At 67.2% G+C, this 17,802-nt stretch carries 24 protein-coding genes; 7 read left to right on the forward strand and 17 right to left on the reverse strand.

The window, feature by feature from the left end:
• Positions 1-80: 80 nt before the first annotated feature.
• The 3 genes from FV560_RS15540 to FV560_RS15550 form a co-directional block, all read right to left on the reverse strand.
• On the reverse strand, positions 81-446 hold the full coding sequence (locus FV560_RS15540) for a hypothetical protein (RefSeq protein ID WP_159622476.1): 366 nt from the start codon (positions 444-446) through the stop codon (positions 81-83).
• Positions 447-675: 229 nt separating this feature from the next.
• Positions 676-1,653, reverse strand: coding sequence for a phosphotransferase (locus FV560_RS20620; protein WP_338049711.1), 978 nt, complete (start codon positions 1,651-1,653; stop codon positions 676-678).
• A gap of 174 nt (positions 1,654-1,827) precedes the next feature.
• Positions 1,828-2,340, reverse strand: coding sequence for a GNAT family N-acetyltransferase (locus FV560_RS15550; protein ID WP_159622477.1), 513 nt, complete (start codon positions 2,338-2,340; stop codon positions 1,828-1,830).
• 89 nt (positions 2,341-2,429) lie between these two features.
• Between FV560_RS15550 and FV560_RS15555 the strand changes: the two genes are divergently transcribed.
• From FV560_RS15555 to FV560_RS15565, 3 genes are all read left to right on the forward strand, one after another.
• Positions 2,430-3,695: an IS1096 element passenger TnpR family protein gene (locus FV560_RS15555; RefSeq protein ID WP_159622478.1), complete on the forward strand. Its 1,266-nt coding sequence runs from the start codon at positions 2,430-2,432 to the stop codon at positions 3,693-3,695.
• A 73-nt stretch (positions 3,696-3,768) separates the two neighbouring features.
• Complete coding sequence (locus FV560_RS15560; protein ID WP_159622479.1) at positions 3,769-4,500, forward strand: response regulator transcription factor; 732 nt, start codon at positions 3,769-3,771, stop codon at positions 4,498-4,500.
• Positions 4,497-5,645, forward strand: a complete 1,149-nt coding sequence (locus FV560_RS15565; RefSeq protein ID WP_159622480.1) for a sensor histidine kinase — start codon at positions 4,497-4,499, stop codon at positions 5,643-5,645. Before FV560_RS15560 ends, FV560_RS15565 begins: the two co-directional genes overlap by 4 nt.
• Positions 5,646-5,671: 26 nt before the next feature.
• Here the strand turns inward: FV560_RS15565 and FV560_RS15570 are convergent, their stop codons facing one another.
• From FV560_RS15570 to FV560_RS15610, 9 genes are all read right to left on the reverse strand, one after another.
• Positions 5,672-6,292: an L-threonylcarbamoyladenylate synthase gene (locus FV560_RS15570; protein ID WP_159622481.1), complete on the reverse strand. Its 621-nt coding sequence runs from the start codon at positions 6,290-6,292 to the stop codon at positions 5,672-5,674.
• Between the two features lie 120 nt (positions 6,293-6,412).
• Positions 6,413-6,934 carry a MerR family transcriptional regulator gene (locus FV560_RS15575; RefSeq protein WP_235020174.1) on the reverse strand — a complete coding sequence of 174 codons (522 nt, stop codon included), beginning with the start codon at positions 6,932-6,934 and terminating at the stop codon, positions 6,413-6,415.
• A 252-nt stretch (positions 6,935-7,186) separates the two neighbouring features.
• Entirely contained in the window at positions 7,187-7,717 is a 531-nt protein-coding gene (locus FV560_RS15580; protein WP_235020175.1) for a bifunctional nuclease family protein, read from the reverse strand.
• Positions 7,718-7,784: 67 nt separating this feature from the next.
• Positions 7,785-8,537 carry a transcriptional regulator FtsR gene (ftsR, locus tag FV560_RS15585; RefSeq protein WP_235020164.1) on the reverse strand — a complete coding sequence of 251 codons (753 nt, stop codon included), beginning with the start codon at positions 8,535-8,537 and terminating at the stop codon, positions 7,785-7,787.
• Complete coding sequence (locus tag FV560_RS15590; RefSeq protein WP_159622484.1) at positions 8,534-9,037, reverse strand: FHA domain-containing protein; 504 nt, start codon at positions 9,035-9,037, stop codon at positions 8,534-8,536. The genes ftsR and FV560_RS15590 overlap by 4 nt, the downstream gene beginning before the upstream one ends.
• A gap of 110 nt (positions 9,038-9,147) precedes the next feature.
• Complete coding sequence (locus FV560_RS15595; protein WP_159622485.1) at positions 9,148-9,924, reverse strand: DUF881 domain-containing protein; 777 nt, start codon at positions 9,922-9,924, stop codon at positions 9,148-9,150.
• Positions 9,921-10,253, reverse strand: coding sequence for a small basic family protein (locus FV560_RS15600; protein ID WP_159622486.1), 333 nt, complete (start codon positions 10,251-10,253; stop codon positions 9,921-9,923). Before FV560_RS15600 ends, FV560_RS15595 begins: the two co-directional genes overlap by 4 nt.
• Before the next feature lie 64 nt (positions 10,254-10,317).
• Positions 10,318-11,112: a DUF881 domain-containing protein gene (locus FV560_RS15605; protein ID WP_159622487.1), complete on the reverse strand. Its 795-nt coding sequence runs from the start codon at positions 11,110-11,112 to the stop codon at positions 10,318-10,320.
• Positions 11,113-11,183: 71 nt separating this feature from the next.
• The gene (locus tag FV560_RS15610; RefSeq protein ID WP_235020165.1) at positions 11,184-11,807 is read right to left on the reverse strand and encodes a CDP-alcohol phosphatidyltransferase family protein; all 624 of its coding nucleotides are present in this window, start codon (positions 11,805-11,807) and stop codon (positions 11,184-11,186) included.
• A 66-nt stretch (positions 11,808-11,873) separates the two neighbouring features.
• Here FV560_RS15610 and FV560_RS15615 point away from each other — a divergent pair, with 66 nt between their 5' ends.
• The 4 genes from FV560_RS15615 to FV560_RS15630 are packed head-to-tail and all read left to right on the forward strand — an operon-like array spanning position 11,874 to position 13,967.
• On the forward strand, positions 11,874-12,179 hold the full coding sequence (locus FV560_RS15615) for an MTH1187 family thiamine-binding protein (protein WP_159622488.1): 306 nt from the start codon (positions 11,874-11,876) through the stop codon (positions 12,177-12,179).
• A gap of 3 nt (positions 12,180-12,182) precedes the next feature.
• Positions 12,183-12,758 (forward strand): DUF4126 domain-containing protein, encoded by a 576-nt coding sequence (locus FV560_RS15620; protein ID WP_159622489.1) that lies wholly within the window; start codon positions 12,183-12,185, stop codon positions 12,756-12,758.
• 10 nt (positions 12,759-12,768) lie between these two features.
• Positions 12,769-13,758 (forward strand): LLM class F420-dependent oxidoreductase, encoded by a 990-nt coding sequence (locus FV560_RS15625; RefSeq protein WP_159622490.1) that lies wholly within the window; start codon positions 12,769-12,771, stop codon positions 13,756-13,758.
• Positions 13,755-13,967, forward strand: coding sequence for a hypothetical protein (locus tag FV560_RS15630; RefSeq protein ID WP_159622491.1), 213 nt, complete (start codon positions 13,755-13,757; stop codon positions 13,965-13,967). The genes FV560_RS15625 and FV560_RS15630 overlap by 4 nt, the downstream gene beginning before the upstream one ends.
• A gap of 4 nt (positions 13,968-13,971) precedes the next feature.
• Here FV560_RS15630 and FV560_RS15635 read toward each other — a convergent pair whose 3' ends face one another.
• The 5 genes from FV560_RS15635 to FV560_RS15655 all read right to left on the reverse strand — a co-directional run bounded on the left by FV560_RS15635 (position 13,972) and on the right by FV560_RS15655 (position 17,777).
• Complete coding sequence (locus FV560_RS15635; protein ID WP_159622492.1) at positions 13,972-14,418, reverse strand: DUF4395 domain-containing protein; 447 nt, start codon at positions 14,416-14,418, stop codon at positions 13,972-13,974.
• Entirely contained in the window at positions 14,415-14,837 is a 423-nt protein-coding gene (locus FV560_RS15640) for a thioredoxin family protein (protein ID WP_159622493.1), read from the reverse strand. Before FV560_RS15640 ends, FV560_RS15635 begins: the two co-directional genes overlap by 4 nt.
• Before the next feature lie 56 nt (positions 14,838-14,893).
• Positions 14,894-15,778, reverse strand: coding sequence for a hypothetical protein (locus FV560_RS15645; protein WP_159622494.1), 885 nt, complete (start codon positions 15,776-15,778; stop codon positions 14,894-14,896).
• Positions 15,775-16,596: a hypothetical protein gene (locus FV560_RS15650; RefSeq protein ID WP_159622495.1), complete on the reverse strand. Its 822-nt coding sequence runs from the start codon at positions 16,594-16,596 to the stop codon at positions 15,775-15,777. Before FV560_RS15650 ends, FV560_RS15645 begins: the two co-directional genes overlap by 4 nt.
• Positions 16,597-16,790: 194 nt before the next feature.
• Positions 16,791-17,777, reverse strand: coding sequence for a siderophore-interacting protein (locus FV560_RS15655; RefSeq protein ID WP_159622496.1), 987 nt, complete (start codon positions 17,775-17,777; stop codon positions 16,791-16,793).
• Positions 17,778-17,802: the final 25 nt, after the last annotated feature.

Consider the following 17,802-nt stretch of genomic DNA (forward strand, 5'->3'; position numbering starts at 1 on the left):
CCCTGGACCGGAGACGTTACCCCGCGTTCACCTGCCGGTCACCCGCCCACGCCGAGAAGTGACGGATATGACTCGCAGGTTCACCCGGCCAGGGCAGGTACGCCGCGGGCCAACACGACCGCCGTGGCTAGCGCAATCAGCAGGACGGTCGTGATCCTGAGGTGCATCGGCCACGGCTGGCCCGAGGAAAGGCCGGCGACGAAGGCACCGATACCCAGGAAGGCCCCGTACAACGTCCCTTCGGTGTTGCCGACACCCCATGCGATCCATCCGGCTGTCGTGAGCGACACCAGCAGGGACGCGCTCCAGAACGACAGCACCGCACGCCGACTGGCGGCAACACCTGCCACCACACAGAGGGCGAGCGTGGCGGGCAGGATGACCCAGATCGTCACCGAGTAACCGGCGAGAAGCGCAGGCTCCAATGCCGCATCTGCCCGCGTCATGGCGTCGACAGCAACTGCCGCAGCACAGGTGAACGTCGCCGCGCCGGCACGTCGCAAACTGGGCGCAACAACGCGGGAGGACTCCAGCGATCTGCGTTGCGAGGCAACGGGCGTCCATGCCCGTGCGTGAAGCGCCATGATCTGACTCCAGTGTCGAGATGGGCTCTCGACGTTACTGGGCGTTCATTTGCCGCGCATCTGGACGGACGCCGTCGAGCGATGGCTCTCCTCAGCGCGCAGCCGCGAGGGTCTCTGCTGAATCCGCCCACCCCGGGTCGTGACCGACAGGTACGAACGCCAGCGTGTACCAGAGCACGAGCACATCCCACCAGTGCTTCTCAGGCGGGCTCAGACGCCGCACCGTTTCGTAACCCGCGAGGAACTGTGCGTGCACCTCCGGCGAGACTGGTCCCCAGTCGTGGAATCGCGTTCCGAGCAGCACGGCCGATCGTGCTAGTTCGTCGACGCAATGATCGCGCCGGATCTCTTCGAAATCGAGTACACCGACGACGGACGAGCCTGAGCACAGGACGTTCGCGGAACGGAAGTCTCCATGCACGAGTTGAGGGACGTCGTCGAGAACGCGCGCGGAGGCTACGAGCCTGCGCAGCCGCCTGCTGGGGAGGCTTGGGCACATGCGGCTTCTCCGACTCCAGCCAGCATGCCATTCGTGACGCAACCGGCACGAGAGTTTCGCTCTGCGCAAGGGAGTATTCGACATCGGGGGATCGACGGAGCGCACGATGCAGTTCAGCCAGCGTCGCCCCTGCGGCGCGGACCTGCTCAGGATGGGCGACATCGAGCATCGTCCCGTCGATGACATGCTGCAGGGCCATCGACACGCCATCCAACTCGACCTGCACTGCGCCATGGCGCAGTGCACCGGTGCGGAGACCGGCAGACCTTCGCCATCGAGCCACTGCGTGAGACGCGCGACCCGGGACAAGCGCGGGAACAGCTTCGACGCGGCCGACCACTTGGCGATGAGCGCACCCGAGGTGGTCGTCAGCCAAGCCAGCGCGTTGTGGTCGCTCATCACGACGCGGTCGCAAGACTCAATGATCACGTCCCAGTACGTCGCCAGCGTGACGCGCAGCCAACCATCGACCGCGTCGGCATCCGCGAACCCGAATCGCTGCGCCAACGTCTGCTCCGGGTCACAGGATTCCCACAGCATCTCCAGCCGGGGTCCCCGGTGGCGTTCCATGGCGCCATCTCAGCACAGACCCAGAGACTTCTCCGCCTCGCCGATAATGTACATTATGTCATCCTGCTCTGGCTGCTCCAGTACTGGATGAGTCGCACCTGCCCCCTACCCGACCCCACCCTGAGACGGCACGAGACCTCGTTGGCAGTACACGAGTCTGTGTCAACCGGCTACCTACAAGGGCCGCACCATCAGCAGGCTCTTCCCGTGCGTGCTCTCGGCACCGGAGGGTCCTGCGGACCGGAACCCTAGCTTCTCCAGCACTCGTCGTGAGGCAACGTTCCAGTCCCAGACCGTTGCACGCAACCGTCGATAGCCCGACCCGCTCGCCCACGCCACGACCGCCTGAGCTGCCTCCGTGGCATAGCCACGGTTGTGCACCGCTTGGAGCAGCTCGAACGCCAACTCGGGATCCTCGGGTGCGCCCTCGTCCATCAGAAGGCCGCAATAGCCGATAGCGTCTCCCCCGTCCTTGCGCACCACTGCCAAGAGACGCTGTTGAGCATCGGTCGTAGCCGTAGCCCGGATCTGAGCTTCGATGTCCGCAATGCCCGGACGCCCGTCCGGGCTCAGTCGCCGATGTGCTGGTACGCGCGGATCGCGCTCGGTCCATAGTCGGCGGAACACCGATGCGTCGTCGACTCGCTGCCGCCGCAGAATGAGCCGCTCGGTCGTTATGCTGTTCATCCCCGACGGGAAGGGTGCAGTCACTGTCTCCCCCGCTCCGTCCACCTCGGTGCCTCCGGTATGTCAGCGAGGCATGTCATGCTCGGACTATGGCACGAACCTGGTGGTCCATCACTGTAGAACTGCTCGGAGGCCGCGCTGAGGAATTGTGGCCGCCACCCGGGCGAATCTTCGCCGTCAGACCGACGCACACCTTCGTGCAGTTTGCAGACTCCGTCAACGACGCATTCGCACGCTGGGACCGGTCTCACCTGTCCTTGTTCACCTGCGCCGACGGGCGGATCGTGACAGACTCCGAAACCGGTGCGGAGCTCGCCAGCGGGATCGGCGGTCCATTGCTCTCACCGCTCGATATCGGGACAACAAGGCTCGCTGATGTCCTCTCCCCGGGCGAGGAGTTCCAGTTCACCTTCGACCTCGGAGACGACTGGACGCACCGATGCGTCATCGCGGCAGACCGCATCGATCCGCGGGAGGAACTGGGCCTCACCCCACGCCTCCCGCTCCCCTTCTGGGGCTGGGGCCAGATCCCGGACCAGTACGGCCGCCGCACAGCCGACGACGACGGACAGTCCCCGACTCCCCCACGCCCCTCCCAGCCGCATCCGATGCTTCGTGGTGCCTGGCCGGCCGAGCACCAACTGCCCGAACTCAACCTGCGCGAGGTTCGTGGAGCCATCGCACGAGCGGACACCACCACGTTCCTCGCGGCCATCTCCGGTCGCGAGATCGACGACGCGCTCCAGCAGATTGCTGCCGGTCTCCCCCTCGCGCTCCGCGAGCACCCATCGGACGCTGAGCCCATCACGCTCTCGGTGATCAACCGGCTCTCCTGGCGCGGCAGTACCGGAGACGATGTGCTCGCGGCTGACCTCCTCGCCCTGCTGCGGCACGAAGAGCCGACCGGACGCTCCGTTCCCGTCGACCTGGACATGCTCAGCAGCGAGCTCGAGCAGTCACCCGATTCCTCCACTGGTTGCTATCTCGACCTCGACAGCGGCGAGGTCGTCAGCGAGAGCCTGACCGATGCCGCGATGGTCGGGGACGACGCCGCCATCGACGTCGACATCGAGCCCGACCGCTGGCTCCGGATCGACAACCCCGGTTCCCGTTCCGGCTGGGCGGACATGCAGGCCTTCGCCGAACGTCAGCGGACGACCGACCTGCGCGATCGCCTCCAACGAGCAATCGAAGGCACGGGTGCGTTCGGCAGATTCCGGGATGTTGTCGAGGAGGAAGCCCTTGCCGAGCAGTGGCGGGCGTACTCCGCCGACCGTCGTATCGGACGGTGCCGCGCGCTGCTCGCCGACCATGGGATCCGTGTGCTGCCATCAGCGAAGAGCAGCCACATGTGACGAACTGCGGACAACCACGCGCTCCACTCCCCTACGCGCGACCTGACGATCGCCGGCTCCGTATGCTGAACAGATGCAGCCGACCGCCCACGACGAGGACGCCGGTCTCATCGACCGGCGCGTCCTGGTGGTCGAGGACGACCCCACCGTGCTGGAGATCGTCACCACCTACCTTGAGGCAGCAGGATTCCTCGTGGACCAGGCGACCGACGGCATCGCCGCGGTACAGCGCGCCGAAGAGTGCCACCCCGATCTGATCATCCTGGATCGGATGCTTCCCGGGATCGACGGGCTTGAGGTCAGCAGGCGCATTCGGTCAATCTCTCGAACGCCCGTACTCATGCTCACTGCCCTCGGCACCACCGACGACCGGATCGACGGCCTCGAAGCAGGGGCCGACGACTATCTCGCCAAACCGTTCTCCCCGCGGGAACTCGTGCTGCGGGTGCGATCCATCCTGCGTCGCACGATCAACGAGGACACTCCCGAGGTGCCGTTCGATGCCGGACCGTTCCACCTGGATGTCGCTGCACGCACGGTGAGCAAGAACGGAACGGACCTGGCCCTGTCCACGCGCGAGTTCGACCTGCTCGCCTACCTCCTCAAGCACCCCCACCAGGCGTTCGGGCGCGATCAGCTGCTCCGCGCCGTCTGGGGTTGGGAGTTCGGCGACCTCTCCACGATCACGGTGACCGTCCGCCGTCTGCGGGAGAAGATCGAGAACGACCCCGCCTCCCCCACCATCCTCGTCACGGTCTGGGGCGTGGGCTACCGCCTCGACATCTCTGAAGAGAAGACACCATGATCCCGTTGCCCGAACTCGCGGTCATCGTTGCCGTCTGCCTCGCCTGCTCGGCCTGCGTCGGCCTCCTGGGTCTGGTCGCCCTGCGCCTCGCCCGCCGCGCCCCGATGGGGGTGCGGCTGATGATCGTAGCCGCCACCGGCGTGCTCTCGGTCGTCGCGGGGATGGTGGCGATCGCCCAGGGCATGTACATCTCCGAGCACGATCTCACCGTACTGCTCTGGGTTGCGCTCACGGCAGCCCTCAGCTCGTTCGGGGTGGCCTATGCCCTCAGCAGGCTCTTCGCAAGGGAGGCAGCCGACCTGCGCCGTATGGCACGGGCGATCGGTTCGGGCGAGCGCGTTGAACGGGCCGGCCGCCCGGGCGATCACTCCGAGCTCGCTCGCCTCGCTGACGATCTCACCGAGACCAGCCGCAGACTTGATGAGGCGAAGGCCGAGTTGGTCGCCGTCGACGCTTCGCGACGAGAGCTGTTTGCCTGGATCTCCCACGATCTGCGCACCCCGTTGGCCGGGCTGCGGGCGATGGCTGAGGCACTCGAGGATGGGATGGTCGCAGATCCCGGCAGGTACCACCGGCAGATCCGGTCGCAGGTCGACCAGCTCTCGGGAATGGTGGACGATCTGTTCGAGCTGGCCACGATCGAATCCGGCACCCTCCGCCTGCAGACCGAGCAGGTGGACCTGTACGACCTTGCCTCTGACGCCGTCGCAGACCTCAGGCCCGTCGCTGACGCACACGCGGTCACCCTTCATGCCCACGGTGGTTCCGGCCCAGTGGTACTCGCCGACCCGCGAGAACTCTCCCGGGTGGTGAAGAACCTGCTGATGAATGCCATCCAGCACTCCCCGACCGAATCTCAGGTGCGTGTCGAAACCACTCTCGACGGCGGCACCCACGCCGTCCTGAGCGTCACCGACGCCGGTGCCGGCATCCCGGAGACAGATCTGGAGCACGTCTTCCGAACCGGCTGGAAAGGCACCGAGTCACGAACGCCCCAGCACAGCTGGGGTCACAGCGCCGGCGCAGGACTCGGGCTGGCCATCGTGCGCGGGATCGTGGAAGCACACCACGGTCAGGTTCGCGCCACCAACGTCGCGCGAGGTGCCCGTTTCGAGGTCCGGCTGCCGCCACAGCCCCGTCACTGACGCCTCGGAAGCGACCCCGCGACGCCCTATTCGAACAGTGCCGGATCTCCCGCCCCATAACGGAGAATCTCCGCGACGCCGTCTGACAGATCGACGACGGTGGTCGGCTCGTCGTCACACTCCCCCGCATCGATCACGGCGTCCAGGCTGTTGTCGAGGTCCTCCTTGATCTGCCAACCGTCGGTCAAGGGCCGCTCCTGGTCAGGCAGCAGGAGGGTGCTGGACAGAAGCGGCTCACCGATCTCGGCCAGCAACGCATGCACCACTGTGTGATCCGGTATGCGCACACCCACGGTCTTCTTCTTCGGATGCAGCAACCGTCGCGGTACATCTTTGGTGGCCGGCAGGATGAACGTGTAGCGGCCCGGTGTGGCGGCCTTCACCGCACGAAAGACGGCATTGTCCACGTGCACGAACTTGCCGAGCTGAGCGAAATCGGCACACACGAGTGTGAAATGGTGCCGTTCGTCGAGCCGACGTAGATCCAGGATTCGCTGCTTGGCCTGGGGATTGCCGAGCTGAGCGCCGACGGCGTAGCCCGAGTCGGTCGGATAGGCCACCAAGCCGCCGTCTCGGATGATCTCCGCCACCTGGCGGATCGACCGGGGCTGCGGGTTGACCGGGTGAACATCGAAGTATCGCGCCATACTCCACCTTAAGCATCCCGCGGCGGTATTCGCTCGACCGACAACGGGCACGTCCTGTCGCACGCCCGCACCATTCTTGATCGAAGCGCGCACTCCAGTGCGGGTGGCAGCGGGGCAGACTCAGCCGATGCGACGGGCGGCGCGACGCTTCGCAAGCTCGTCGTCGACCGAGGCCTGAGCCTCGTCCTCCGCCTTCTCGGTGGGCAACTCGGCGAGGCTTCCCTCAACTTCGCGCCACACGCGGCCGACGGCGATACCGAAGACGCCCTGACCACCCTGCACCAGATCGAACACCTCATCGGCGGACGTGCACTCGTAGACCGAGGCGCCATCACTCATGAGCGTGATCTGGGCGAGGTCGTCCACGCCACGTTCGCGCAGATGCTCGACGGCCGAGCGAATCTGCTGCAGCGACACACCAGTGTCCAGCAATCGCTTGATGACCTTGATGACAAGAATGTCCCGGAAACTGTACAGCCGGTGGGTCCCTGAGCCCGTCGCCGGCCGGATGCTGGGTTGAACCAGACCAGTCCGTGCCCAGTAGTCCAACTGCCGGTAGGTGATCCCCGCGGCACGGCACGCGGTCGGGCCACGATAGCCGGTCGTGGTGTCCAGGTCCGGCAGGGTGTCGCCGAACAGCATCCCCTGGGCCCGCTGCGGGATGCCTGGGGTGGCGTCCGCCTGTGCGTCGCTGCCGCTCACGCCTTCTCCATTCTCATACCGGACTTACACCACTGTACTCCGTGGCGCCCGACGACGGTGGTCTGAGGTCAGATCGACCTTCCGAAGACGACGCTATTGGTATGGGAGGTCAGGGTCAACGACATGCGCCCCGAAGCGTGTCGGCGTGTCGGACGCGGCGAGTCTTACCCTCGAGTTCAGCTTAAGAGTTGGTCACGATCGGTCGTCGCCGCCGTCGGAGAAGTCCTCGGGATCGACCGAGTCGAGGAACGATCGGAACTCCGCAACCCGCTCCTCGGCCTCATCGGTACCGAGGGTCCCGGTGAGGTGGACGTGCTCGCGGTCGTCCTCGTCGACGTCGAGCACCACTGCCGCTTCCTCAAGCACAGCATCGGCGCACCAAACCTCGACTCCGGCCCGCAATCCGACTGCAATCGCATCTGAGGCACGCGAGTCCACCCGGCTACCGTTGCTCAGCAGAATCTCGGCGATGAAGGTGCCCTCGCGCAGCTCGGTGATCGCCACCCGTTCAACCTTTGTGCCGGTGGCCTCCACGCACGCAAGAAGCAGGTCATGGGTTCCCGGCCGCGGCATCGGCATCCCAGCCTGCACTGTCGCGATGGCGACGGCCTCGTGCGGTCCGATGACGATGGGTAGCGAACGCGGCCCCTCATGCTCGTTGAGCAACACGAGAACCTCGTGCTCAGGCGCATTCAACCGCACCCGCACTCCGAGAACTTCCATCTGTCGCACGCCACCACGCTACGCCGCACATGCCTCACGTGCGAACCTCCCCCGGCGGGTGGCCCGGTCATTCCATCCGATCCACACCGGCGCCCAGGAGCGCCGTGTGCAACGAGGTCATCGTGCGGGCGAGCTCTGTCGCCATAGCGTGCGACTTGGCCCGCGAACCGCTCGCTGAGGGTCCCGTGCGCTGGGAACGCACAGGGGCGACGATCTGCTCCACCAGGTCGAGCTGGCGTTCGGCCGCGCTACGTAGCGTCCGCAGATGCCGATCGTCGATGCCATGAGCGGCGAGCTCGTCGGCGAGCCGGACGATCTCGACCGCGCCGCCGGGATACTTCCCAGCAGCATCGGCCACCAGCAGACCGGTCGCGGTGAGCGCGGCAATCCGGTCCACACTGCACCCAGCCTGCTCAGCCACCTGCTCGGCTGTCAGCCGCCCGTGAGGCGCGGGGTCGGCAACGAGGTCTCCGTCCTCGGTCACCACACGTGCACCGGGCGCTGGGACGTCTGCTCCCCCGGCGTCGAGGTCAGCAAGTCGTTCCCGGATCACCTTCCAGGGCAGGAAGGAGTCCCGCTGCGCCGCCAGGGCGAACCGTAACCGTTCCACGTCGGCCAGAGAGTAGCGCCGGTAGCCGGACGGAGTACGGTGCGGACTCACCAAGCCTTGATCTTCGAGGAATCGGACCTTCGACACCGAGATCGCCGGGAACTCACGCTTGAGCGCCGACAGTGCGCCGCTGATGTTCATCGTCGGTGTGCGCGACACACCGAACGGCCAACTCGGGGCGTCCTCCTCGCGGGCGGCAGCTGAACTCACTGGCCCAGGTCGCCCGTGTGCTCGTCCTGTCCCGCCACTGGGCGTCGCGGGCTCGGATGAAAGGTCAATCGGTACTTGCCGATCTGGACCTCGTCCCCTGCTTGGAGCACGGCCTCATCGATGCGCGTACGGTTCACGTAGGTCCCGTTCAGGCTGCCCACATCCCGGACTGTGAAATCACCGGCATCGCCGAGGAACTCTGCATGCTTACGCGAAACCGTCACATCGTCCAGGAAGATGTCGGCCGAGGTGTCGCGACCGGCGGTCACTCGCTCGGCATCGAGCAGGAACCGCGCACCGGCGTTCGGGCCGTGCTGCACGATGAGCAGCGCCGAGGAAGGGGGAAGGGCTTCCACCGCCGCACGGTCCGAGGCGTCGATCGATCCCGGGACCTGTTCGCCGGCGTCGGCCGGCACGACTCGGCCGAGCGCAGCCGTGGTGTGCGGCGCGGGTCCCTGGTCGGCGTCCTCGCCGCCCTGCCCGTTCTGCTGCTCGGTCATCCTCGTGCCTCCCCGGTACCTGGCATTCGCTCCCGCCGGGGTGGGCGGGTGCGCGTGGTCGCAGACTCTACCTGCACCACTCTAGTTCGCCAGGGCGTTGGGCGGGAACGTCAGGAGTCATTCTCGACCGGTTCGGCGAACTCCGGGTCAGGAATGTCACGTACCGCCGTGATCTGGACGAGTTCACGTTCAGAGATCTCGACGCTCGCTCCCGCGTTCCGCATGGTCGTGAATGCGCCGCCGGGGATGTCCAGGGCCACGGCGATCGTCTCGGCATCGCCGATCACGCGCCACTCGTACGGTGACTCGATCACGTTGCCGTTGACTGTCATCCCACCGTCAGGAGCGTCCACGAACGCCGATGAGACGGTCAGCCGCTGCCCGGAGACGGCAATCGCTTCTGCACCGGCGTTTCGCATCTCCTCGAGCATGTGCACCATCTGCTGCGCGCCGACCTGGTCGCCTGGGTCCTCCACCGTCACCACCACGCCGGGACCTTCCACGGGAACAGTCCCAGCCAGGATGTTCAGCAGATCGAGCTGATCCTGCGCCGCGCGTCCGTCCGAGCCTGAGAGCAGGCTGTCGCGCTGCCTCGCCAACTGCTCACTCTGGTCGGAGAGTTCCTCGTTGCGCTGGGTCACCTCGTCCAGCAACCGGATGAGGTCGTCTTCTCGCAGGGCAGAGAACTCGTCGCCCTGCGTCTGGCGCACCTGGGCCACGATCGCGAATCCGAGCAGCACGCACATCGCGCCGATCAGCAGCTGGGACCGAATGGAGCGACCACGCCCGTCGGGCCGGGGCGCCTTCGCGGAAGGTGCCACACCCTCCGGCCCGTTCGCGGGCCCGTCGCCGTCCTCTGCGCGGTGAGCGCCGCTGTGGTGGGTCATGCTTTGAAGACATGCCGCCGGATCGACGCGGCGTTGGAGAAGATCCGGATTCCGAGCACCACCACCACTGCGGTGCTGAGCTGGGAGCCCACGCCGAGCTGATCGCCGAGGAAGACCAGGAAGGCCGCGATGAGCACGTTGAACAGGAAAGACGTGACAAAGACCCGCTCGTCGAAAACCTCCTCCAGTCGCGCCCGTACGGCGCCGAAGAGGGCATCCAGCGCGGCTACGACGGCGATGGGCAGATAGGGCTGCAACTCAGCAGGGACGGACGGCTGCAGGATGAGCCCGAACACGACTCCGACGATGAGGCCGGCAACGGCGATCATCGCAACCTCCCTTCGCCGTCGCGCATCAGTCTGACACGCCAGCCGCGGTACCCGTGGACACCTCTCATGACGATTCGGTCACGAGGGCCGGATTCAGAGACGTGCCGCCGGGAAGACGCAGCTCGTCTACGCGCTCGACCGACGAGGTGATCGAGTACTGGGCCGCGAGCAGGTTCAGAAGCCCTGCGGCCTGGGTCCGCGCGAACGCTGCGCGCATCCCATCCGGATCGCCGATCGCCTCGATCTGATAGGGGGAGATCATCGGCTGCAGGTCCACGAGGATCGCGTCCCCGGCGCTCCGAATGGCGGTCTGCGCGGTCAAGCGATGCCCGTTGACCGCGATCGCCTCGGCCCCGGAGGCCCACAGCCCGTTCACCACGAGCTGCAGGTCGCCGTCCTGCACGCGACCGTCCGCATCGCGCGGCTCGCCGCTGTCCGCAGTCGCTGCGTCGGTCAGCGTGACGCTCATACCGGGCCCATGGACGGCCGAGATGCCGGCACCACTCCCGATCCGCTGGGTCAGCTCGAGCAGTTCCTCAGCCTCGGCGCCCAGGGCCTGCTCCTGCAGGTCGGCGATCTCTGCACGCAGTGCGCTGTTCTGAGCCACCAGCTCCTCCCCGGTCGCGGATCGTTCCCGGATCTGCTGGACCAGGACGTCCGAGGCCGTCTCGACACCGGCGGGGGTACGCAGCTCGCGCGCGGCCCAGACGGCCGTCAGACCCAGAACGAGTGCCAGCAGAAAGGTCAGACCTCGACGCACCGGAGTGACGGGCCGTGCCGTCCCCTGCCTACGCGCTTCGCTGGCAGCTGCGTAGCCAAGGTCCAGGGGACGTTCGAGCACCTCGTTCAGCAGTGTCATCGATGCGTCCGGCCGACGGGCATTCGCCTCGCCGGGCGCACGCCCAGGTTGCCGCGGTGCCGGGTATCGCGTCACGCCGGCACCGCCCGCCCGGTCAGCACCTCACGGAACTGCTTCAGGTAGACCAGCCCGGCGGCCCAGTACAAGAACACGCCCCAGAGCGCGGCGGCCCATCCGACCACCCATGCCACCTCACCGACAGTGCCCTCCACGTGCGCGAGCAACAGCAGCGGGAATGCGTACATGAGAGCGAACGTTCCTGCCTTGCCTGCCATGTGCACCGGGAAGCCTGCGTACCCGCGCCGGGCCATGGCCGGCAGGCAGAGGCCCACGGCGACCTCCCGCGCCACGATCGCCGCGACCAACCACCACGGAATCGTCCCCTGATAGGCGAGCCCGGTGATTGTCACCAGGATGAAGAGGCGATCAGCTGACGGATCGAGAAACGTGCCCAGACGCGATGTCTGATCGAACCGGCGGGCGATCACGCCGTCCAACCAGTCGCTGAGTCCGGCTGCCACCAGGACGAAGAAGGCAGCCACCATGTGGCCGCTGAAGATGAGAACGCCGACCACCGGCACCATCAGCAACCGCAGGAGGCTGATGACGTTCGGGACGGTGAGGATCCGGTCACTCGTTGCCGGGCTGTCGTCAGGGCCGTGCTCAGACCGGCGGGGACCCTCTGACGCGCTCACGCCACGATGCTATGCGATCGTCGATCCCACCATCGCTCGCAGCGGGCGTTCTGCCACACTGGTGCCATGCTCCTGGCTTTCTCTGTGGCACCGCTCGGTGCCGGTGACTCGGTCACCGACGCCGTCGCCGATGCGGTCGCCATCGTGCGTGCGAGCGGATTGCCGCACCGTACCGATGCCATGTTCACGACCATCGAGGGCGAATGGGACGAGGTCTTCGCCGTCGTCCGCGATGCGACCGATGCGGTCGCCGCTCATGGCCATCGCATCTCCTTGGTGATGAAGGCCGACATCCGACCCGGCCGTACCGGTGAGCTGGACGCAAAGGTCGCACGGGTCGAGAGAGCACTGGCCCAGCGGCAGGACACCTGACCGGTGGAGCTGCTGACCGGCAGCGGCCTTGCCCTCGCATCCGGACTGAACGCCTATGTCCCGATGCTGTTGATCGGTCTACTCAGTCGATATACGACTCTGGTGCACCTTCCGCCGGAGTGGGCGTGGATCACCAACGGGTGGGTTCTCGTCGTACTCGGGGTGCTGCTCGCCGTCGAGGTGGTCGCGGACAAGGTCCCGGCCGTGGACCATGTGAACGACATTCTGCAGACGGTGGTGCGCCCGACGGCGGGCGGAATCGTGTTCGCAGCAGGATCGGGTGCGGTGACTCCGGCGACGACCGACCCTGGTGAGTTCCTCACGAGCGCAGCCGTACTTCCCTTCGCGTGCGGCGTGGTGCTCGCCCTGATCACCCACATCGCCAAGGCGGGCGTGCGCGCCGGGGTCAATCTGTCCACGGCCGGTGTCGGCGCGCCGGTTGCCTCGACGGTCGAGGACATCACCGCCGTCGCGCTCACGATCGTCGCGCTGCTGCTGCCGGTGCTCGTACTCGTCCTCATAGCGGCAGCGGCTGTCGTCGTGTGGCGACTGCAGCGACGACGGACCAGAGCAGCGTAGGTTGTGCACTATGAAATTCGGCTTCTTCATCCCGCAGGGATGGCGCTTCGATCTGGTGGGCATCGACCCGGTCGACCACTGGAACGTGATGAACGGACTGGCCCAGGTTGCCGACGCCGGCGCCTGGGACTCGATCTGGGTCTATGACCACTTCCACACGACCCCGGTTCCGAGTGAGGAGGCCACTCACGAGGCATGGTCGCTGATGTCCGCCTTTGCCGCCTCCACCTCCAGCGTCAAGCTGGGCCAGATGTGTACATGCATGGCCTATCGAAATCCTGCCTATCTGGCGAAGGTCGCTGCGACCGTGGACATCATCTCCGGTGGGCGCGCGCAGATGGGGATCGGCGGCGGGTGGTACGAGCACGAATGGCGCGCGTACGGCTATGGCTTCCCGCGCGCCGGGCACCGCCTCGGCATGCTCGACGAAGGCGTGCAGATCATGCGCCAGGCCTGGACCGACGGCGTGGCGACGCTCGACGGGACGCATTATCAGGTCGATGGCGCGATCGTGCAGCCTCGCCCACTGCAAGACGGTGGGCTACCACTGTGGATCGCCGGCGGTGGTGAGAAGGTGACGCTGAAGATCGCAGCACGCTATGCCACCCACACGAATTTCGACGGATCGCCAGACGGTTTCGCCCACAAGAGTCAGATACTGCGTGAGCACTGCGATCAGGTCGGCACCGACTTCGACGCCATCGTCCGATCCTCCAACTACAACACAGCGATCGGGTCGAGCGAGGCCGAAGTCGCCGATCGGCTGTCGCAGCTGGAGGATCGGATGACCGCTGCTGTCGGGGCGGACCGGGCCGCGCAGATCGTCGCCGGATACCGCGCGTCGCTGACGACGGGAACGCCGGAGCAGGTCGTGGAACGGTTGAGCGCGATGAAGGAGGCCGGGATGACCTACGCGATCCTGTACTTCCCGGAGGCTGCCTACGACCGCTCCGGTATCGAGCTGTTCGAGCAGCAGGTCCTCCCGGAGCTCACCCGATGAGCAGCCCCCAGCGTCCGCGTGTCCACCGCGACCGCCGACTGTGGCGGCTCGGCACGAAGCAGATGCTGATCACGCTGGCAGTGATCCTGCTGATCAACCTCATCGCCTACCGGCTCGGGCTCGGCTGGGGAGGGACGCTCGTGCTCTGCGCACTGATCGCGTTCTCGTGGCCATTCGTCGCGACCTGGTGGCATAGGCGGCGCCGGTAACGGTTCAGGCCACCGTGGGACGGCTCAGGCGCCGGAGCAGCAGGTACATCTCGCATCCGAGACAGAAGCCGAAGACGGCGTTCAGGAATGCGGCCACCAGAGCCACACCGGCGAACACCGGCGGCGCCCAGGTCACCCCGAGCAGTCCAAGCACCAGTCCGGCAGCCGTGATGAGCAGACCGACCGCCTGTGCGAATCGCGGTGGTGCCGGATCTTCCAGATCGGCCGGAGGACCGAGACGGGGCTGGATCACGCTCCGGTAGAGCGCCCCCTGCCAGGTGCGCCCCACTCCTGCAGCCGCACCAAGTGCAAACGAAGCGACGACCACCGCGAGAACGACCAGCCCCGCGGCGCCGCCCAGCAGGATCACGGCGATAAGAAGCACACTCGTGATACCGGCTCCGACTCGCGGCCCGCGTGGGTCAATTCCCGTTTCAGTGGTCCCGGTCATCGAACTGCCACCAATGACAGTGCCTCGCGCGCACGTGTCGGCGAGGGCGCACCACCCACACGGGCACGCAACCTGCCGGCACTGTCGAACACCAGACTGGTGGGTGTGCTGAGGACGCCGAAGGCGGTCGCCAGCTCCAGGTGCTCGGTCACGTCCACTTCGACGAATGCGTCTGGCGCCGACGTCACGCTACGCCAGACCCGTGCACTCGGGCCGCAGGCGGAGCAGTGCGTCCCGGAGAACTGCACGACGACCTGCCCATCGGCGGCCGGTACGGGCACTCTGGCCGCAATGACCTCCAGCCCGCTGCCGTGCTCAACCGGACGCGGACGCCGCCTGTGCTGCAACACGAGCCAGCCCAGCGTGGCAACTCCCAGGAGCGCCACCACCGCGGCGAGTCTGATCCAGAGGTCGGTCATCATGTCACGATATGCGGGCCTGGCTGCCTGCCGCGGCGACGCCACCGACGTCTCGCTCAGTGAGACCTGGCATCACGCTCTGCTGCCGTCAGCAGGTCGACGGCTTGGGCCAGCGCGGTACGCGCCTGATCGCGGGTACGCACGGCGCGCTGGCGCTGGCGGACCGCCTGCTCGAGCTCTCGTTCCAGCTCTTCCCACTGCTTGCGTGTCTCATCGACCCGGGTACGTAGCGAGGTCATGGCCGTGTCGTACTCGGCAACCTGCCCGGTCGCTCGCTCGAGCGTGCTCTCCAGGCGTGCCACGCGCCGCTCGGCGGCGCGGATCTCCGCGGCACGCTCGGCGCGCCCTCGCGACGATCGCGCCGTCCCGGTGGGCGCCGGCCGTCCCGACGGGACCGGAACCAGGGGCGACCCTGGCCGCAGCGGCAGCGGCCGGCTGCCCGGCACCTCTGCCAGTGCGGTCACCGAACGCGGATCGATTCCAGGGCTCAATGGGCGCACCAGCCTGCCCGTGACAATCGCCTCCTCTGCAACCTCGTCTCCCAGCGCCGTGACGAGTGTCTCGTTCACCTGATCGAGAGTGCTCGTGCTCAACGGTGCGTCGAGCTCGGCGCAGAGAGCGGCCACCTCGCCTCCGATGGTGGCGACAAGACTGCGCCTCTCCCGTGTCAGGGTCCGCAGTTCGGCAGCGTCGGCACGAGCGTGCGCCCTCCGTAGTGCCTCTCCGAGTTCGAGGAGCTGAGCCAGGCGTTCCGGCAGCTGCCAGACGACCATGTTGACGGCCCATGCGGCGCGCACCGGTTTCGGCAGCTCTCGCAGGCGAGCGGCCGCATCCGGCGCATCGCGGGCCAGCGCGTCCGCCTGTTCCCGGCGTACCTGGACGAATGCGGCCGGCGTCGCGCGGTACACGGCTGCCGCAGCATCCACCAGCGGATCGGTCACCGCTGGCCGATCTCGGCCTCAAGGATCACCGTGCGTCCGGTGACCGTGAGTTCGACGTCCCGGACGGCGGCGCCACCGAACGTCAACGCGCTGAGGTCGACCTGGTGGCCCTCCCACTGCGTCAGGCGCCCGCGGACCGCCGCCAGTGCGATCCCGACCAGGGGACTTGCACTGCGCACTCCCAGATCCCGCAGAGTAAGGACCATATCCGTGCCCACCTCGGCCGTCGCCGTGCCGACGACCACCGCGCGCAACGGCCCCCGGCGAATGGTGGCCTCCACCTCGAGCCGAACAGTCCGGGGGCTCAGGGATGTCGCGTCCAGGTGGGCGCCCACCAGCGAGAATCCCGTCGCCGCGACACGCTCGGAGAGGGTTGAGACCAGGACCGGCTCGATGGCATCCAGGCTCGCACTGACACGGGCCTGGCCGCGCAGCCCAGTCCCGGCCTCGTCTGCTGGAGCAAGCCACCATCGTCCATCAGCGCGCGGCTGGTACGTGATCGCGAGGCCGTGGATGCTGGCGCGAGCATGAACCGGCACACCCTCGATGATGACCGGCTCGGCGTGAAGTGCCAGCGCCTCCACCTCACTGCTGATGGCCTCCCCGTCCGGCGCCGGCAGATCCTGATGCCTCGGCCGGCTCAGCTCCACGCCGGTCAGGTCCAGATCAAGCCTCCCGATCCGCCCATCAGGGTCAACCGCCGAGGCAACCGTGACCCGACCGGAGGTCGGGCGCAGCCTCTCGTGCAAGCCGTCGGTGAGCCGTTCATCCAGCTCGGGGGCCGTCGTCGGCGGTGCAGCAGATCCCAGCGGGAACATCGGGCCTCCAGGTTGCGGTCATCGTCGTCGGGAGATGGTGACATGACACAGGTCCCGGCCGCTCCCCCGAACGGCCGGGACCTGCTCTCCGCCGACGCGTCAGAACTCCCGCGAGGCGGCCTCACCATGGTCCACCGTCCACGCCGATGCTACCGGCGCGCAGCGCCTCTGCGCCCGGATCTGCGCGGCGCTGCTCATTGCCCTTCGGCACGCCCCGCGCGCCAGTACCCCATGAAGGCCACCCGACGGCGGCACACACCGATCTCGGTGACCAGCACCTTCCGTAGCGCCTTGATCACGGCGGCTTCTCCTGCGAACCAGGCGTAGAACGCCGCGCCACACCGCTCTCCCCGGCCGCAGGTGTCCGGTGCTGCTCGCATTACCGGCGAGTCCCACAGGATGGCGGAATCGATGTCGACGTCCTCGACGTCCGTGCCGTTGCCGGGGCCGACGAGGTCGGCGTGCTCGCGCACCCATGCCGTGACCGCAGGCAGAAGCAGGTCGCCGTGTGGGCGGGTCTCCCGGCCCAGCCACGTGATCGACACACCCTCGGGCAAAGTCGTCTCGAGTGCGTCGGCTGTACTCGGCACTTCGATGAATGCCCGCGCCCGCCGCCCTGGTTCGAGCCGCTCCAGGATCGCGCAGATGGCCGGCGCCGCGGTCTCGTCCCCAGCGAGCAGCAGGTCCCGCGCGTCTCCAGGCGCCCAGTCGCGCCCGCCGCCCGAACGGGTCGAACGTCCATCGGGGCCACTGATCACCAGTTCATCCCCGACGGCGGCACGTGCGATCCAGCGCGAGGCCGGCCCGGTGTCCCCGTGGGACACCATGTCGACGTCGATCTCGGCCCGCTCCGGTCGTACCGCCCGGACGGTGTAGGTGCGGATGGGACCGCGCTCCTCGGCGGGCAGACCACGCCACCGCTCATACCAGGTCCCCGCCAGGCAGGTCTCCTCATCGTCGGCGCCGACGTCACACAAGCTCCCGTCCGCCCTGGGAAACATCAACTTGATGCGCTGATCATCGCCATCAGTTCCGAACCAGTGCAGCTGCGGGCCAGTGAATGTCACGCGCACGAAATGTGGCGTCAGCCGCTGCAGCGCACGTACCTGGACGGCGTAGGGCCGGTAGGCAGGGCGATCGTCCTTCACGAGGTCAGCGACGGCGACGGGTGAGGTGAGCATTGCCTTAGTCAATCACGGGACGGCG

The organism is Ruania rhizosphaerae (assembly GCF_009805705.1).
Lineage (GTDB): Bacteria > Actinomycetota > Actinomycetes > Actinomycetales > Beutenbergiaceae > Ruania > Ruania rhizosphaerae.

What these genes read in the sequence shown, in the direction of transcription:
- FV560_RS15540 (WP_159622476.1), bottom strand. Translation starts at nt 446, where the DNA reads ATGACGCGGGCAGATGCGGCATTGGAGCCTGCGCTTCTCGCCGGTTAC.
- FV560_RS20620 (WP_338049711.1), bottom strand. Translation starts at nt 1,653, where the DNA reads ATGGAACGCCACCGGGGACCCCGGCTGGAGATGCTGTGGGAATCCTGT.
- FV560_RS15550 (WP_159622477.1), bottom strand. Translation starts at nt 2,340, where the DNA reads ATGAACAGCATAACGACCGAGCGGCTCATTCTGCGGCGGCAGCGAGTC.
- FV560_RS15555 (WP_159622478.1), top strand. Translation starts at nt 2,430, where the DNA reads ATGGCACGAACCTGGTGGTCCATCACTGTAGAACTGCTCGGAGGCCGC.
- FV560_RS15560 (WP_159622479.1), top strand. Translation starts at nt 3,769, where the DNA reads ATGCAGCCGACCGCCCACGACGAGGACGCCGGTCTCATCGACCGGCGC.
- FV560_RS15565 (WP_159622480.1), top strand. Translation starts at nt 4,497, where the DNA reads ATGATCCCGTTGCCCGAACTCGCGGTCATCGTTGCCGTCTGCCTCGCC.
- FV560_RS15570 (WP_159622481.1), bottom strand. Translation starts at nt 6,292, where the DNA reads ATGGCGCGATACTTCGATGTTCACCCGGTCAACCCGCAGCCCCGGTCG.
- FV560_RS15575 (WP_235020174.1), bottom strand. Translation starts at nt 6,934, where the DNA reads ATGCTGTTCGGCGACACCCTGCCGGACCTGGACACCACGACCGGCTAT.
- FV560_RS15580 (WP_235020175.1), bottom strand. Translation starts at nt 7,717, where the DNA reads ATGGAAGTTCTCGGAGTGCGGGTGCGGTTGAATGCGCCTGAGCACGAG.
- FV560_RS15590 (WP_159622484.1), bottom strand. Translation starts at nt 9,037, where the DNA reads ATGACCGAGCAGCAGAACGGGCAGGGCGGCGAGGACGCCGACCAGGGA.
- FV560_RS15595 (WP_159622485.1), bottom strand. Translation starts at nt 9,924, where the DNA reads ATGACCCACCACAGCGGCGCTCACCGCGCAGAGGACGGCGACGGGCCC.
- FV560_RS15600 (WP_159622486.1), bottom strand. Translation starts at nt 10,253, where the DNA reads ATGATCGCCGTTGCCGGCCTCATCGTCGGAGTCGTGTTCGGGCTCATC.
- FV560_RS15605 (WP_159622487.1), bottom strand. Translation starts at nt 11,112, where the DNA reads ATGACACTGCTGAACGAGGTGCTCGAACGTCCCCTGGACCTTGGCTAC.
- FV560_RS15615 (WP_159622488.1), top strand. Translation starts at nt 11,874, where the DNA reads ATGCTCCTGGCTTTCTCTGTGGCACCGCTCGGTGCCGGTGACTCGGTC.
- FV560_RS15625 (WP_159622490.1), top strand. Translation starts at nt 12,769, where the DNA reads ATGAAATTCGGCTTCTTCATCCCGCAGGGATGGCGCTTCGATCTGGTG.
- FV560_RS15630 (WP_159622491.1), top strand. Translation starts at nt 13,755, where the DNA reads ATGAGCAGCCCCCAGCGTCCGCGTGTCCACCGCGACCGCCGACTGTGG.
- FV560_RS15635 (WP_159622492.1), bottom strand. Translation starts at nt 14,418, where the DNA reads ATGACCGGGACCACTGAAACGGGAATTGACCCACGCGGGCCGCGAGTC.
- FV560_RS15640 (WP_159622493.1), bottom strand. Translation starts at nt 14,837, where the DNA reads ATGACCGACCTCTGGATCAGACTCGCCGCGGTGGTGGCGCTCCTGGGA.
- FV560_RS15650 (WP_159622495.1), bottom strand. Translation starts at nt 16,596, where the DNA reads ATGTTCCCGCTGGGATCTGCTGCACCGCCGACGACGGCCCCCGAGCTG.
- FV560_RS15655 (WP_159622496.1), bottom strand. Translation starts at nt 17,777, where the DNA reads ATGCTCACCTCACCCGTCGCCGTCGCTGACCTCGTGAAGGACGATCGC.